The sequence below is a fragment of the Paenibacillus sp. UNC451MF genome, from assembly GCF_000686845.1.
Classification (GTDB): Bacteria; Bacillota; Bacilli; order Paenibacillales; family NBRC-103111; genus Paenibacillus_S.
Genome location: NZ_JMLS01000014.1, coordinates 77873 through 92277 on the forward strand (window position 1 = coordinate 77873; position 14405 = coordinate 92277).

A 14405-nucleotide genomic window follows, 5' to 3' on the forward strand; every position below is an offset into this window, starting at 1 on the left:
ATTCTGGATGGGAAAAAAGTATTGTAGATCTGTGTCGAATTTTATATACTTAGCCTATTCTTTCGAGGTTTATCGGAAAAAAGGAGAACTACTTTCATGGACTGGCCTTCAATGGATATGCTTTTGTTTCTTATTATTGCCGGATTCGTCGCAGCCTTTGTCGACTCGGTTGTCGGAGGCGGCGGACTTATATCGGTGCCCGCTCTGCTGCTTACCGGGCTTCCTCCCAGTATGGTGCTGGGTACGAACAAACTTGGAGGGACTCTTTCCTCCGTCACGAGCACAATATCATTTTTGTTCTCGGGAAAAATTAACGGCAAGCTGGTGCTTGCCTTGTTTCCTCTATCGTTCGTCGGATCGGCACTCGGAACCTATGCTGTGCATTTGCTGCCTTCCTCGTTCCTTAAGCCGCTCGTCATCTCACTGCTTGTCATCGTTCTTATCTATACGTTGTTCAAAAAGAACTGGGGTGCCGATGCCAAACCGCGTCCTTTAACAACAGCAACCAAAGCAGCATGCGCTTTATGCGCCTTTGTTCTTGGATTTTATGACGGGTTCTTCGGACCAGGCACAGGTTCTTTTTTATTATTTTTGTTTTTGCTGCTCGGCTTTGATTTCGTCGGGGCATCAGGAAATGCCAAGGTGCTGAATATGGCGAGCAACATTGCAAGCCTTGCTGCGTTCTTTATGCTCGGATCGGTCCATCTCGGATATGGTCTGCCGATGGGCATCGCAATGATTGCAGGGGCGTTCGTAGGCTCCAGGCTCGCTATTCGCCATGGTGCCCGCTATGTAAAGCCTTTGTTCATCGGCGTTACTACCGTGCTCATCGGAAAGCAGCTGTGGGATTTACTGCAATGACGAGTACCTGAATATCGGATTAGTAAAATTAAAAAACGGCTCTCCGGTCACCCTTTTCTCAAAGGACGGTCCGGAGGGCCGTTTATTGTTAAAGTTGTTTCGTAGGTATCCTTCATCGGATTATCCGCAAAAAACAGCAACTGCATTTAAATAGTTTATATTGACATGCCGCACTTGATTACGGAAAAACTCATGTAGCGGATCCGTAACAATATGCGGATCATCGACGTTGCGCATGTCGTCCCATACGCATTCTACGCCCTTCCCGCCGGCCGTACCCGCAAACATGCTGCAGCCCTTGCAAAATGATTGACGCTGCTGATCGTCAAGCTTCACAATTTTATTGCGGAGACAGCAGTAGATGTTTCCGTCCTGATCCTTATAATTAACATGGTTAATGGTTTTCACCAAGTCCACCCCTTTAAGACTGAAGTCTGAATGTAATATTTATTATATAAACCAAATGTTAAATGTATGAACCCATTTTATTAAGCTTTTTTAAAATTACTGCCATTCCCCTCTCATCCGCAGCATCTGGTATTTTTAGAGATGGGGCTTGAATTTGTCGAAATAAAGAAGTAAAATGGGTTTTACCTAATTAACGTTAGTTAGTCAGTGGATATAAGGAGGTCTTGTCTATGACCATAACGAAAATCAAAGCTGCTGCACTGCGTCTGTTCGCACTAAAGGGCTACGAGGCCACTCCGCTATCCGAAATTGCTAAAGAGGTTGGTATTAAAACCCCTTCTCTTTATGCTCATTTTAAAGGTAAAGAAGATTTATTTCTCGCTATCTTCGAGGATGTCATACAAGAGCATTTCGACCATGTTACTGAATTGGCGACGCTTATTGCCGAGATGAGCGTACATGACAAGCTGTACACCATTTTGCAGGATGCGTGCCAGACTTATTTATTGAGCGAAGAGAGCATCACCTTCCTCAAGAGAGCGATGCTGTTTCCGCCTGAGTCTCTGCAGCAGGAGCTGCAAAGACGCTTTCCACAATCGGAAGCTGCTCTCTCCGAGGTCCTTAGAGACATTTTCGAGAAGGGAATGCGAGAGGGAATTATTCGCCATGTGCAAGTAGAGGAGCTGCTGGCATCCTTCTATTGCTTGCTTGACGGAACGTTTATCCAACAGCATTACTATGCTCGAACCGATTTCGAGCGTCGAATCCAAAGCATTTGGCGGTTATATTGGCAAGGCATCATTGTACAGCATCAAGAGTAAGGAGTGAGCATGAATGGCTTGGATTTATTTGATTATTGCCGGATTATTTGAGGTCGTATGGGCCGTGAGCATTAAATATACGAACGGGTTCACGAAGCTAGTTCCCACAGTCGTAACCATTGCAGGTATGGCCGTAAGCTTCTATTTCTTATCCCAAGCGTTAAAATCTTTACCGATGGGAACCGCTTATGCAATATGGACAGGCATTGGTGCCATGGGTACCGTCATCGTCGGAATGCTCTTCTTAGGAGAACCGCGGGACGCTATCCGCCTTCTGTTTCTTCTATTGATCGTAGGAGGCATTGTCGGGTTGAAGGTGACCGCCTAAAAACATACAACCACAAAAAGGCAGGTCGGAAATATTCCGACCTGCCTTTATTCATTTATTCCATCGCTTTGGAAAATTGCGTCCGATATAATCTTGCATACAATCCATCCAGCTCCAGCAGCTCCTCGTGACGGCCGTTTTCCATCACTTGCCCCGCGTCCATGACGACAATACGGTTAGCCGATAAGATCGTCGACAGTCTATGGGCAATAACCAGCGTTGTCCGTCTGCGCATCAGTTCATCCAGTGCGGATTGCACGTAGGCTTCCGATTCGGAGTCAAGATGCGACGTCGCTTCATCGAGTACGAGAATACGCGGATCCTTCAAGATAGCCCGAGCTATCGCCAGCCGCTGCCGCTCGCCACCCGAAAGCCTGTGCCCCCGCTCCCCTACCATTGTGTCATACCCCTCGGGCAGCGACATGATCATATCATGAATGTAGGCTTGCCTACAGGCAGCCTCGATCTCCTCTTGAGTAGCATGCTGCCTTGCAAACAGCAAGTTATCCCTTATAGAAGCATGGAATAAGAACGATTCCTGCGTAACAAAAGCAACCTGGTTTCGCAGTGTCTCCAACCTGACTTCTTTGATATTGAAGCCGTCGACCTCCACAATACCGGACGTAGGATCGTAAAGCCTGCCGAGCATGCCAATCAATGTGGACTTGCCTGCTCCGCTTGGGCCGACGATAGCTACCACTTCGCCTGGAAGGGCCTCAAAGGATACTTCCCTTAACGCGTATTTGCCAGGCTGGTATGCATAAGTGACATGGCGGTAAGCTACTTTCCCTTGAACAGCCGGAAGCTCACGTGCCGTCAATGAATCAGCCACTTCCGGCTCCATGTCCTGGTACTCAAAGATCCGTTGGAACACGCCGAGCGCCGTTGCTACCTCCACATGCAGATTGAGCAGTGTCGTGACGGGACCATACAGCCGTCCCAAATATTGTGTAAATGCAACGATGCTTCCGATCGTCATAATCCCGGTTACCACATTCCATCCGCCATACAAATAAATCAGCGCCGTACCAATGGGTCCTAGAATGCCAAGCACCATTCCATACCAGCGCCCTACCAGATTAAGCCGCAGCTCTAAATCCATGACCTTCTGGTTGAGCTCACCGAACTGCTTTTCCTGCTGCTTCTCCTGCTGAAAGATCCGGGTCAGCAGCGCACCCGATACACCAAAAATTTCACCTAACTGCGACGACATTTCCCCGCGCACCCTCTGCGTATCTCCCCGTAAACGCTTACGAACCTCTGAAACCTTACGCACCGGCAGAATGAACAAGGGCAGAATGATTAAAGCCAGCAGGGCGAGCCGCCAATCCAGAGCGAACAAAATGATAACGGTTGTCAAAACAATAACCGTCTGTGTAACCGCCGAAACGACGATGGTGGTCACTACATTTTGCACTGCGAGCACGTCACCTGTCAGCCGCTGAATGATCTCCCCTGATTTTGAATCTGTGAAGAAGCCCATGGACTGGCGCTGCAAATTAGCAAACAGCGATTGCCGCAAATCGCGCATAACCCCTTGGCCTACTTTGGTATTCTCATGGTTTTGCCAAACGCCGAGTAATCCGCTCAGAAGCGGTAGAAGCACCATAAGTCCGACCATCTTCAATAGCAGTATTTTATTTCCCTGTGGTATAGCTGTATCAATAATTTCCTTCATGATAAGTGGCGGAAGAAGTCCTATTAATGAAGAAACAAGAGCTAGCACCAAAATGGCTGCCAGCTGCCAGCGATAACCTCGAAATAAACCGTAAATGCGTTTTACCGAGACTTCCTTAAGTGTCGCCTTCCCTCGGCTTTGCAGCATTTGACGGTTGCCTGCCTCCCAACGTACCCCTTCTCCTCTCATCCTTCGTCCTCCTTTACTTGCGACTTTGTGGATACCGAATTAACTGGAAACGCTATACGGATTGCTGCCACAATTTCTTTGGCCATGACCATGACCCGGTAAAGCGAAGTGCTTTGAAGCGTAGAGTATTTTTGTCCGCCATCCACATTAACGATGCCTGCTATGGAGTAATCTCCCACGGCCGGGAGCTGCTTGCCAAGCGACTTCCCCGGCTCCATCGGTTGATTGGATACTTGATAAGAAGCTACAGATGCAGGCTGACCCAAGCACGCGTCAATAGCGACGACTTTTTGCTCGGTCGGAATGCGGGCCAGTCGTTCAATCATATTGCTCGCATCCAATGGAGCCTCTAGCGTCCCCATTACATATGGATAACCCGCCTCAACCAGCATCGTGCCTACTAATGGACCAAGCGCATCTCCTGTAGATCGGTCTGTTCCGATGCATAAAAACAATATTTTCTCGGCATCCAGCTCCGGCTGCCGTATCGTCGATAAGAATTCAGCCAGCTCCCCGCCTTTTACCTTTTTGCGAATGACGGGCGCTGCTCCCCCGTTCCCTTGCATGGCCTCCCCCCTCCTATGCGTATGCCATATTTCAAGTCTTTTCCTCATTGTATCACAGAGAAACCAGAATTTGTTGTTATGCCGCAGCCCATGATATAATGCGACCAAACGGTTTGCCAAAAGGACGGGATTCACCCATGCCGATAATCAAGCTGCTCGCCATCATAACCTTCATTTACTGGATTATCATGCTCTGGGATACGCTTCAAGCACGCAAAAGAATGTTGAGCTTGCCTCATGCACCTCCAGATGCTTTCGCTGCCTCATCTGGCCATAAGTTGAAGCCGAATCCAGCAATGAATCAGCAGGAGCTTCCACTTGTATCTGTCGTCATAGCTGCCAAGGAGGAAGAAGCCTCCATCGTAGAGACAGTCAAGCATCTGCTTCATCAAACCTATTCGCGACTCGAAATCATCGCCGTCAACGACCGCTCGCAGGACGGGACGGGACGCAAGCTCGAAGAGCTTCGCAAATGGTCTGAGGGAAAAGAAAATATTTCCATACATTTAAAAATTATTCATGTCACGACACTACCGGCAGGCTGGCTCGGCAAAAACCACGCTCTGTACCAAGGTTATATGCAGGCCCGCGGCCAATATGTGCTGTTCACCGATGCCGATGTCCTATTTCAGCCCAACACGATCGCGGATGCGGTTCACTATATGAAGGCTAACGAGGTCGATCATTTGACGCTGGCACCGAACATGATCGTCAACGGATTTTGGCTGAGGGCATTTGTCATGTACTTCTTCTTCACACTAAGCTTGTATGTTCGCCCTTGGAGGTCCAATATCGACAGCCAGCATAAGCACGGCATGGGAATAGGGGCTTTTAACTTACTTACCCGGCATGCTTACGAAAAAATCGGCACCCATGAGGCCTTTGCCCTTCGACCTGACGATGATCTGGTTCTTGGAAAGAGGGTCAAGCAGGCCATGCTGCGACAGCGGCTGGCTTCCGGCAGGGAACACATTGCCGTAGAGTGGTACAAAAGCTTGGGCGAAGCCGTCCGGGGACTTGAGAAAAACTTGTTCTCCGGCTTTCAGTACAAGCTCAGTCTGGCCTTTATTGGAGTCCTTGGTCAGCTGATCATGTTCTTGTTCCCGTTCATCGCGCTGTTCATAGCCGGTGGTTGGGCTTCTTGGATCTACGGGCTATCGATCCTCATCATGCTATTCGTGTACTTCCGGCTCGTTCATTCTTTGACGGGCATAGGTGGAACCGAGGTGCTTGTGTTTCCTTTAACAGTCGGGCTGCTGTGTTACATTGTAGTTCGTTCTGTCTGGCTGACCCTTCGTCAGGACGGAATCCATTGGCGCGGAACCTATTATTCATTGAACGAGCTAAGAAAGATGCGGCGCTGACCGCCCATCACTTTAACAAAATTTTTACACTCCAGGCCGTTATGTTATTATAAAATAATAGTAAAGAGCGTACGTCCTACAAGACTTACGCCGTATATAAGGGAGAGCTGACCATGACTCAATTATCCAATAAACAATTATTTTATGTTACGGGCGTCATGCTCCTGACGTTTGTTCTCATTGTTGCTTATCAGCACATCCAAGCGTAGCACTTATTTTTCAATTATAGATAGACTATTCACATTATACCGACACGTTCATGACGTGCCGGTTTTTTGTTTTTCGGCAGCCAAGTTTTGAAATCTTTGAAGATATCGTTATAGTTAAGAAAGGGATTCACAAGCTAGCCAAAAAAGGATGTATTCGCATGAGAATTCATATATTGATCGCTGACGACGATCCGCATATCCGCGAGCTGCTGCGGTTTAATCTACATAATGAAGGCTACATCGTGTATGAGGCCGAAGACGGAGAGCAGGCTTCTCATCTAATGGAAAGCGAGCAGGTCCATTTGGCCGTTATCGATGTCATGATGCCTGGTAAAAACGGGTGGGAACTATGCGAGGAAATACGGAGACACTACGACATACCAGTCATCCTGTTAACCGCCAAAGGTGCTATGGAGGATAAAGAAAAAGGATTCTTGTCCGGTACCGATGATTATTTAGTCAAGCCGTTTGAACCGCGTGAGCTGCTGTTTCGGATCCGGGCTCTGCTGCGCCGTTATCAAATGGCTTCACTCGAAACCATCCGGTTCGGCGATACGACCATCGATCGCAAAAGCTACGAGATCACCATTAAAGACGAGATCTTTACGATCCCATTAAAGGAGTTCGAGCTCCTATCGCAGCTGGCCAGCAATCCTGGACGCATTTTCACAAGGGATCAATTGCTGCAACTAATTTGGGGCGCCGATTATGAGGGAGATAGCCGGACCATCGATGTGCATATCAAACGACTGCGTGAACGCTTCTCTCCTAAAACCGAGGATTTCGGCATTACGACCATTAGAGGGCTAGGCTACAAGCTTGAGGTACATGATTCATGAGAACTTTGTATACGCGGATCGTGGTCACTTTTATCTTCATTGCCTTGATTAGCAGCATCTTCGCCCTTTTCGTTACAAATACTTACTATACATCCCAACTCAGAACTTATAATGAACAAAAGATTATGCGCATTGGCAGTGAAATCCGCGATTTATACGAGCAAATGCCCGCTATGGAGCTAAGCGCCTATCTAACGCATATTGCCGGTCTTGGCTATCAAATTTATGCCGTCAACAGCAAAATGGAAGGTTCTTTCTACGGTGCACCCTTTAAGCACACCCAATTTGATCCGGACATCGTTCGGCGTGTGTTAGCTGGAGATATGTACCGCGGGATCATGGAAGAACAGCACGCTTTGATGGTTACCGGTTTTTTTGAGAACAGTATCCGCAACACCTCAGGGCTCCCCATTAAGGTGAACGGGGAACCTTACGCGTTGTTTATACGGCCCAATCTGGAAGAACAAATCGGAGAGGTACGCATCCTGATGGGTTTTCTGTTGGGATTCACCTTCTTGTTCAGCATCGCCTTAATCGCCGTCTTGACCCGCTTTATCGTAAAGCCGCTGCAGCAATTAACGGAAGCAACCAATAAAATCGTCGGAGGCAACTACAACATCCAGTTGGACATATCCAGACGGGATGAAATCGGAAATGCAGCACGCCATTTTACTCAGATGGCTAGCTCTCTAAAAAAGCTGGATGAAATGAGACAAGAGTTCGTCGCCAATGTATCGCATGAGATTCAATCCCCTCTCACCTCCATTCAGGGCTTCGCTCAAACGATGCTCGACAAGCAAGCGACACCCGAGGAAACGGAGCGGTATTTGAAAATTATCGAGGAGGAAAGCAAGCGGCTGTCAGGCTTGGGTAAGCAGCTCTTAACCCTTGCGGCGCTGGACAAAGAGGATACGCCTGTGAAACGTACAGCCTTCCGGCTGGATGAGCAAATACGCCAGGCGCTTATCGTTACGGAATGGCAGTGGACTGAAAAGCGGCTGCAGCTCGATCTCGAGCTTCCCGACATGATCGTTACTGGTGATGCACAGCTAATGGTTCAAGTGTGGCTTAATCTGATTACTAACGCCATCAAGTTTTCTCATACGGGGGGCACCCTTCGCATTAACGCGGCAGTTGAACGGGAGATCCTCGTAGAAATTAGCGATACCGGGATGGGTATCTCAGAAGACGAGCTTCCTCACATCTTCGACCGCTTTTACAAAGCGGATCAAGCCAGAAACCGAACCCGCTCCGGCAGCGGTCTCGGGCTATCCATCGCCCGAAAAATTGTGGAGCTTCATGGCGGCAGCATACAAGTCCGCAGCCGTTTAGGGGAGGGCTCTACTTTCATAGTCCGACTTCCTCTTTTAACCTAACCAAAAAGGCTGCAGTATATTTGCAGCCTTAGATGGTTGAGAAGCTTGTATTTATGAAATTGTGACAGAACGTAGGTAGGGCATCCCCTGTAGGAGCGGTAGCGTCCGCCTTTGTTATCGGGAAATCACCGCTGCTAAGCAAATCAATTGAACATTTCCCGATAACAACAGCGGCTGGAAGGGGCTGTCCTACCGGAGTACTGCATCACATTTTTTTGCTTTCAAGGTTTCTCATCCATTTCCTTGCACCTATAACTGCAGCCGCTCCACCAGATGACCAACCAAAGCCTTCAAAGGATCGCCCACACGGACACCGCTGGCTCTCTCCGCCTCCTCCGCAGCCTGCACCATGGACAGCTGGGCTGCCCACACCTGCCTGTCAGGCTGAGCTTCAATCCATCTCTTCAGCCCCGCGGCAACAAGCTCGACATAAGCACCCTTTTTTCCTTGCATTAAAAGCTCAAAGGAATGCTCCAGCGTTTGCGATTGAAGGTCAAGCTGCTTGCCCTTAAGCATTGCATAGCGGATCAGACGCTCTAAAGTGCCCTGAACCGTCGCTGGATTCGTAAATACAAGCAGAGGTGGCTGCCCGCTTTCGCAAATCGACTCGAACAACGGATCGTCAATTTTGATAATCGGAATGCCATAGTCCAGCTCTTCAGGCATATGAGCCGTAAAGAAGGTACAAGTTACGAGAATGGCATCGACACGGCTAGCCGCTACCCAATCCAACGTCTCCTTGATTTTACGCTGCGCCTTCTCTAAAGAAAAAAGAGGATCGGATTTACGCCGATCCAGTCCAGGGTCTACAAAATGAAGGAGCTCTACATCGTACGGCTCCAGTGCTTTTTGAATAATCTCGATATTCGAATAATGTGCATGATAGCAGCCTATCGTTACCGTCATGGATATCGCTCCCTTCTATTCAAATGGCAAAGGATTTCCTCCAAGCGATGGGGCCGGTGTTATTTCTTTTGATGTTACATTGTTAAGCTTTCCGTATGTTGCTCCACTTACTGTAGTTTTACCGGAGCTTGAGCTTTTGCTTGAGCTATTGCCAACATTAGAAGTATTGCCAGAATTCTTAACGCTGCTGTATGTATTGCTAGTGATTGAATTGTTCTTGTCCCAAGCATCGGTGTCCGTCGTGTCCGTGTCACCCAGCTGCTGCTTCAGAGCATCGCTCGCCCGCATAAGCTCTTCTTTTTTTATAATAACATAAGGGCTTTCCCATTCGCCTTCCAGATGAACATAGTTTACATTGGATGGGTTCATATTGAAATAGGTGCGAATCATTTCGCGAATTTGCGAGGAAGGCACGTCCGTGCTCATATGATTACCGACCGTTTCGATCATTTGCGATAGCTTCGTTATTCCCCCGGCAGTCTTCACAGACTTAAGCATCTCGTTCAGCACCTGCTGCTGCCTAGCATTGCGGGCGAAATCACTGGATTCCTGTGTATCCATGTTCGACTTGCGGTACCTGACAAAATCGAGCACCTGCTTGCCGTTCAGCTTGGAAATGCCTTTTTTCAAATTGATATTCGTCCCGTCCTCATCGTCCACATAACGCATATCCATATCTACGTTGATCGTGAGCCCTCCCAAAACATCAACCGCCTGGCGAAACCCGTCAAAATCTACGGTGATGGCATAATCGATGGGTACGTCGAGCAGCTCGGAGAACACTTTTTTCGTATTTCCAAAGGCTTGGTCCTTGTTCATATTATAAAAGTAAGGATAATAGTAGTTCGCTTTTCTCTCCGGCAGCCCCTTCGGGGTTAACTGCGTATCCCTGGGGATCGAGACTACAGTAGCCGATTGGGTATTCGGATTAACCGTGACCACCATAATGACATCTGAATTCAAGCTTCCCGTATCCTGACGATGGTCGATGCCCATCATCAACAATGTAAGCGGTTTTACTTTTGCTGACTCGGCCTCCGCTACAAGCTCCGGCGTACCTATTTTATCAATCACTTCACTGGCATCTTTGTATAAAACAGAAGCGTATATGCCCGCGCTGGCGACTCCTATCAGAACACAAGAAAGTGCAATCTTGACGATCTTTTTGAGCATTTTATCGTCCCCTCATTTCCCAGAAAACCAATGGTTAAGATTATATATGAATAACCTTAAAATAAGCTGACAAAAAGCTTAAATTTTCGTTATTTTCCCATGAACTTGATGAAATTCAGCCATAATTCCACATAATTTACTCATAAATTCGTCATATTTCCAGTGTATTCTATAATGACTAATAATTGTTATAAAAAAACAGACCACAACACCGAACTTCGACGTTGTGGACTGTTTGTGTGATGGCTTTCTGCTTTGTTCAGCAGTTAACGAACTTGTTTGGGCTGCTCCGTATTGGCACTGACGATGTCGACGGTTTGCATCGATTGGGTCAGCTGCTCTTGAATTTGCTTCAGCTCTTGCTCGTGCTGATGGTGGTGTTCGCCAATTTGGGCATCAATCTGGCTTTGAGCTTGCTGTACAGCCCTCTGCGCTGTCTCTAACTGCTGAATCGAGCTGGCCAGCTTTTGCGGGTTAGATTCCATTTGAGCGTGACGTACCGCCATTTCGGCATCTTTAGCCACTTGAATGGCTTTCTCGGCATTATCAATTACATGACGCAGCGGCATTTGGTGCTGGTTCACCTCTGTCAAAAGGCACACTCCCTTTCGGTTGCATTCTCAACCTTAAGATGCACCGAAACCGCAGGCTTCATTCTATGTATTAATGCCGATTTCGTTCATAAATCACAAACTCATAATCATACGGATTTTTTTCGTCTTTAGGACCTTGCTCTCGGGAAATCACATTCCACTCGGCTAGATCGAGTTCGTCAAAGAACGTGTCTGCCTCAAATTTATGGGCAATTTCCGTTACATACATTTTGTCAGCGTGTGGCATGAATAACCGAAACACCTCTGCTCCTCCAATGACGAACAATTCACCGTTCTGATCCTCGGATTTGAAACGTTCGAGAGCCTCATCAACGGTATGAACGATTTCGCAGCCTTCCGCTGCAAACGTCAAATCGCGGGTCATAATAACGTTACGCCGCTTTGGGAGGGGCCTTCCGATGGATTCGTACGTTTTGCGACCCATTAGAATCGTGTGACCGCTCGTCACTCTTTTAAAAAACGCGAGATCCCCGGGCAAATGCCATGGAAGTTTATTATCCAGACCAATGCCGCGGTGCTCATCCATAGCAAAAATAAATGAAATGATCATATGTCAGCCTCTATTCATCATTTGAATAGCCTTGACAGAAAGGAAGAACGCTTTCAAAAATCAAGGCACGAACTATATCATCCGTATGATATCACGGGCACTGATCATCTTTCAATTTCTACCTTAACGGCGTTGGCAGCTTTATTTAGCGTTTTATGAATGTAATAGTGCTTGGCGCAGTAGCCCTTGGACACTGCATCACGGCAGCAATTAATCCACTGGCACTGTTTGGGTTCCTTTTTGGATTTCTTCCTCACCATATCCGGGCTACCGGTTCGAAGCAGCCTCTGATGATGCATGGAGCACAGATTTCTAGCCTTTACCAGGCGCTGGCATCCTTCCACTATACATTCCTTCATATTGTGATCCCTCTTTATTGTGTTAGTGGTCATGATGCTCATAAAGCCTGAGCATTTTAATATATATCGAGACCTCTTTATTATACGGTTTCACATTCATTCGTTAAAATCGAGTGAACGTTGAAGAAACCAGCTCAGTAGCCCCTTAGGCCCGATATCGGCCATAACGGGCGATTTGGTCAAATGAGTTTAACTAATTAAACCTAAGCAAAAAAAGTCCAGTAGAATAAGGAATAAGCGGTTCTTCCAATATTCAGAGGTTGTTTAAGTACCAAAATCATTTATATACTTAACAACATCCCAGACAAGGAGGAAATATCTTGCTAACCGTTGAATCGTTAGTCCGAATATTAAAAAAACCGATGGGAATCATTAAAATAGATGGCGAAATTCTTTCTTTTCTAGAAGTGAATGAGCCTTTTTGTGCTTTGTCAGGATATACCCGTGAGGAGCTTATGAAGGTAGATCCTCACCTGATGCTAGCAAGGGAGCAGTCTAATCCAGCATTTACCCAGTTAGAGAACGATCAGTTTTTAAAAACAGAAGTTACGGTTCTATCTAAGGATCATCTTAATGTCATTCTAGAAGTAGAACTATACCTGATTGATGATGGTCCTAACCAGCTAATCATTGTGTTCGCGGATCATATTAGCAGTAAGAAGTGGATTGATCATCAAATCGCCAACAATCCGATTCTTTGCTCAGGCGTTGTCAATTCCTCTTATATTATGACACGCTACGATATGTATTTTGATCCTATCGTCGATCATAAAAGTCGATTCGAGCAAGAATCCATCTTCGAGCTTATAGCTAAAGCAGATCATCCAGTGATGAAGAAGTTATTGGAGGAAATTAAGCAAACCAAGCAAACGAAAGAGGTCGTGCTGCGGACAACAAAGCTTGCGGATCAGTTGGAGCTGAAGATGAAAATTATGGTACGTCCTTTTTTTGACGGGGTAGGTACTTTTCTGGAGTATGCATTCGTTATCAGTCAGCTGGAGCTGTTTGAAGTGAGCGCCGACCCAGCTGTCCGTTTAAAAGTACTTATGGCGCAACGCAACATGTCAGCTCAGTCCTTGTCCGAAGCGACCAACATCACTATCCAAACCATTTCCAAGCTGAGAAACGGCAAAGTGACGAAGCCGCAATTGTTAACGGCTCAGCTTATTGCGGGTGAGCTTGGCGTGGCGGTTTCCGATATTTGGGCGGAGACAAGGCGGTAACCAGCTTAATAGGCACAACAAAAAATCGACCTCTTGTTAAGGGGCCGACTTTTGCTTTGCTTACTTATACCGAAATAGGAGCTTTAATTCCCGGATGACTTTCATAGCCTTCAATGACAAAATCCTCGAATTTATAGTCGAATATAGAATCAGGTTTGCGAGTAATGATCAGCCTTGGCAGCGGGTAAGGCTCCCGTGATAGCTGCAGCTTGGCCTGCTCCAAATGGTTCAAATACAAATGGACATCGCCCCCCGTCCAAACCAGCTCTCCAGGCTCAAGACCGCACTGCTGGGCAATCATATGTGTCAACAGAGCATAGCTTGCCAAGTTAAACGGTAGTCCTAGGAACGTATCCACCGATCTCATTTGAAACATGCAGGACAACTTGCCCTGCGCTACATAAAATTGAAACGCATAATGGCAGGGTGGCAGCGCCATCTTATCCACTTCCGCAGGATTCCAGGCTACGACCAAATGTCGGCGTGAATCGGGATTGCGTTTGATTTGCTCAACTACCTGTTGGATCTGATCGATTTGCCGACCATCCGGAGCTGGCCAATTCCTCCACTGGGAGCCGTAAACAGGACCCAAATCACCATTCTCATCTGCCCATTCATCCCAAATCGTTACCTTGTTATCTCTTAAATAACCGATATTGGTATCCCCACTCAAAAACCAGAGCAGCTCATGGAAAATAGACCGAACATGCAGTTTCTTCGTTGTCAGCAGCGGGAAGCCTTGCGATAAATCACAGCGCATTTGCCTGCCGAAGACGGATAGAGTCCCTGTTCCGGTTCGATCCGTCTTCTCTACACCGTGTTCCAATATATCTTGCAGCAAATCCAGATATTGTTTCATATCGTATACCACCTTTTTGTCAGTTCGCTCTTACATCACGGCGTTGGACCGCCGTTCATTCTTGAATTATTATATCGGACCG

The 14405-nt window shown here is 47.1% G+C and carries 16 protein-coding genes; 7 read left to right on the top strand and 9 right to left on the bottom strand.

All coding sequences use genetic code 11. The features are described from left to right. The first annotated feature begins 96 nt into the window (after window positions 1-96). Window positions 97-861, top strand: coding sequence for a sulfite exporter TauE/SafE family protein (locus BP97_RS0116585; protein ID WP_028550094.1), 765 nt, complete (start codon window positions 97-99; stop codon window positions 859-861). A gap of 120 nt (window positions 862-981) precedes the next feature. Here BP97_RS0116585 and BP97_RS0116590 read toward each other — a convergent pair whose 3' ends face one another. Then, window positions 982-1269, bottom strand: coding sequence for a hypothetical protein (locus tag BP97_RS0116590; RefSeq protein WP_028550095.1), 288 nt, complete (start codon window positions 1267-1269; stop codon window positions 982-984). 230 nt (window positions 1270-1499) lie between these two features. Between BP97_RS0116590 and BP97_RS0116595 the strand changes: the two genes are divergently transcribed. Both BP97_RS0116595 and sugE read left to right on the top strand, forming a co-directional pair. Beyond that, window positions 1500-2090: a TetR/AcrR family transcriptional regulator gene (locus BP97_RS0116595; RefSeq protein ID WP_036746047.1), complete on the top strand. Its 591-nt coding sequence runs from the start codon at window positions 1500-1502 to the stop codon at window positions 2088-2090. A gap of 13 nt (window positions 2091-2103) precedes the next feature. Further along, window positions 2104-2418: a quaternary ammonium compound efflux SMR transporter SugE gene (gene sugE / locus BP97_RS0116600; protein ID WP_028550097.1), complete on the top strand. Its 315-nt coding sequence runs from the start codon at window positions 2104-2106 to the stop codon at window positions 2416-2418. 55 nt (window positions 2419-2473) lie between these two features. On the opposite strand, the gene BP97_RS0116605 is transcribed toward sugE, so the two are convergent. After that, window positions 2474-4285, bottom strand: coding sequence for an ABC transporter ATP-binding protein (locus tag BP97_RS0116605; RefSeq protein ID WP_028550098.1), 1812 nt, complete (start codon window positions 4283-4285; stop codon window positions 2474-2476). After that, on the bottom strand, window positions 4282-4851 hold the full coding sequence (gene yyaC / locus BP97_RS0116610) for a spore protease YyaC (RefSeq protein ID WP_028550099.1): 570 nt from the start codon (window positions 4849-4851) through the stop codon (window positions 4282-4284). The genes BP97_RS0116605 and yyaC overlap by 4 nt, the downstream gene beginning before the upstream one ends. Before the next feature lie 137 nt (window positions 4852-4988). On the opposite strand from yyaC, the gene BP97_RS0116615 reads away from it, so the two are divergent. From BP97_RS0116615 to BP97_RS0116630, 3 genes are all read left to right on the top strand, one after another. Continuing rightward, the gene (locus BP97_RS0116615; RefSeq protein WP_028550100.1) at window positions 4989-6215 is read left to right on the top strand and encodes a glycosyltransferase family 2 protein; all 1227 of its coding nucleotides are present in this window, start codon (window positions 4989-4991) and stop codon (window positions 6213-6215) included. A 367-nt stretch (window positions 6216-6582) separates the two neighbouring features. Further along, window positions 6583-7263, top strand: coding sequence for a response regulator transcription factor (locus tag BP97_RS0116625; RefSeq protein ID WP_028550101.1), 681 nt, complete (start codon window positions 6583-6585; stop codon window positions 7261-7263). Further along, window positions 7260-8639 carry a sensor histidine kinase gene (locus tag BP97_RS0116630; RefSeq protein WP_028550102.1) on the top strand — a complete coding sequence of 460 codons (1380 nt, stop codon included), beginning with the start codon at window positions 7260-7262 and terminating at the stop codon, window positions 8637-8639. The genes BP97_RS0116625 and BP97_RS0116630 overlap by 4 nt, the downstream gene beginning before the upstream one ends. Before the next feature lie 249 nt (window positions 8640-8888). Here the strand turns inward: BP97_RS0116630 and BP97_RS0116635 are convergent, their stop codons facing one another. The 5 genes from BP97_RS0116635 to BP97_RS0116655 all read right to left on the bottom strand — a co-directional run bounded on the left by BP97_RS0116635 (window position 8889) and on the right by BP97_RS0116655 (window position 12241). Then, window positions 8889-9545 (bottom strand): hypothetical protein, encoded by a 657-nt coding sequence (locus BP97_RS0116635; RefSeq protein ID WP_028550103.1) that lies wholly within the window; start codon window positions 9543-9545, stop codon window positions 8889-8891. Window positions 9546-9560: 15 nt separating this feature from the next. After that, window positions 9561-10718, bottom strand: coding sequence for an LCP family protein (locus BP97_RS36605; RefSeq protein WP_051620662.1), 1158 nt, complete (start codon window positions 10716-10718; stop codon window positions 9561-9563). A 266-nt stretch (window positions 10719-10984) separates the two neighbouring features. Beyond that, window positions 10985-11302 carry a hypothetical protein gene (locus BP97_RS0116645; protein ID WP_231506324.1) on the bottom strand — a complete coding sequence of 106 codons (318 nt, stop codon included), beginning with the start codon at window positions 11300-11302 and terminating at the stop codon, window positions 10985-10987. Window positions 11303-11381: 79 nt separating this feature from the next. Further along, window positions 11382-11882 (bottom strand): dihydrofolate reductase, encoded by a 501-nt coding sequence (locus BP97_RS0116650; protein ID WP_028550105.1) that lies wholly within the window; start codon window positions 11880-11882, stop codon window positions 11382-11384. A gap of 104 nt (window positions 11883-11986) precedes the next feature. After that, the gene (locus BP97_RS0116655) at window positions 11987-12241 is read right to left on the bottom strand and encodes a hypothetical protein (protein WP_028550106.1); all 255 of its coding nucleotides are present in this window, start codon (window positions 12239-12241) and stop codon (window positions 11987-11989) included. Window positions 12242-12561: 320 nt separating this feature from the next. On the opposite strand from BP97_RS0116655, the gene BP97_RS0116660 reads away from it, so the two are divergent. Continuing rightward, window positions 12562-13464: a helix-turn-helix domain-containing protein gene (locus tag BP97_RS0116660; RefSeq protein WP_028550107.1), complete on the top strand. Its 903-nt coding sequence runs from the start codon at window positions 12562-12564 to the stop codon at window positions 13462-13464. Between the two features lie 64 nt (window positions 13465-13528). Here BP97_RS0116660 and thyA read toward each other — a convergent pair whose 3' ends face one another. After that, complete coding sequence (thyA, locus tag BP97_RS0116665; protein ID WP_028550108.1) at window positions 13529-14323, bottom strand: thymidylate synthase; 795 nt, start codon at window positions 14321-14323, stop codon at window positions 13529-13531. Window positions 14324-14405 lie beyond the last annotated feature (82 nt).